This is a genomic window from Deltaproteobacteria bacterium, from assembly GCA_021159305.1.
Taxonomy (GTDB): Bacteria; Campylobacterota_A; Desulfurellia; order JAGGSF01; family JAGGSF01; genus JAGGSF01.
This window is the reverse complement of record JAGGSB010000077.1, coordinates 1-1,050: the sequence shown is the minus strand read 5'-3', so window position 1 is coordinate 1,050 and position 1,050 is coordinate 1. Positions and strand designations below refer to the sequence as shown.

The window sequence follows — 1,050 nt, the reverse complement described above, 5'->3', positions numbered from 1 at the left end:
AAAATGTTTGTTGGTGAAGGTGAGTGGGCTATAGAGAAAAATTTCGAGGCGGTAGATTAAAGAGTGTTGGATTTATACTAAAACTAAAGGATGAAGGTTCTAAATTTCCTGTCATCATATTCAACAGAGGCGGAAATCGAGAGTTTGACAAAATTACAGTGAGAAAATTAAAATATTTATCCTATTTGGCCTCTAATAATTATGTCGTAATAGCCTCTCAGTATAGAGGAAATGAAGGAGGTGAAGGACACGAAGAATTTGGAGGTAAAGATATTGATGACGTTTTAAACCTAATACCTTTAGCAAAAAGTCTGCCATTTACGGTTCCAAATAAAATTGTAATGTTGGGATTTTCAAGAGGCGGCATGATGATGTATTTAGCAATAAAGCATGATGCCGAGATAAAGGCTGCGGCAGTCGTAGGTGGCGTTACTGATCTAACTCAGACTTATAGTGAAAGAGAAGAGGGAATGAAAAATGTGATTAGAGAACTAGTTGGAATGGATAAAAATGAATGGAAAAAACGCTCAGCATTTTATTGGCCAGAAAAAATAAATGTTCCTATTTTAATTCTTCATGGCGGAAACGACTGGAGAGTAAAAGTAAGCCAAGCTAAAAAGCTTTCTGAAAGGTTAAAAGAATCCGGTAATGTTCACGAATTAGTTATTTTTCCAAAAGGTGATCACGGTTTGAACACACATTGCGCTGAAAGGAATAGAAGAATTTTTGAGTGGTTTGATAGGTATCTACAACAATGATGGGACTATTTTCGATAAGTTGCAAGTGTAAGAGAACAAAACTGATCGAATCTTTCATTTGAATTACAAAGTCAATTTAAAAATTTATATAATTTTGACATCCTGTGGTTTAGTGGGAAGAATTACACACACAAAAAAACGGATTAAACCTAATGCAAAGCTACCCTATAGTTACCCCAAAGAAATAACCAACAAAAAAGCCAACCTCAAGTTTCCCTGAAATTGGCTTTAACATAAGCTTAAACAATGGTACGCCGGGTGGGACTCGAACCCACAACCTACGGATTAGAAG

General features: G+C 35.7%; 1 protein-coding gene. It reads left to right on the top strand.

Annotation, left to right across the window (positions count from 1 at the left end; translation table 11 throughout):
- The first annotated feature begins 23 nt into the window (after positions 1-23).
- The gene (locus J7J10_04580; GenBank protein MCD6130206.1) at positions 24-758 is read left to right on the top strand and encodes a prolyl oligopeptidase family serine peptidase; all 735 of its coding nucleotides are present in this window, start codon (positions 24-26) and stop codon (positions 756-758) included.
- Positions 759-1,050: the final 292 nt, after the last annotated feature.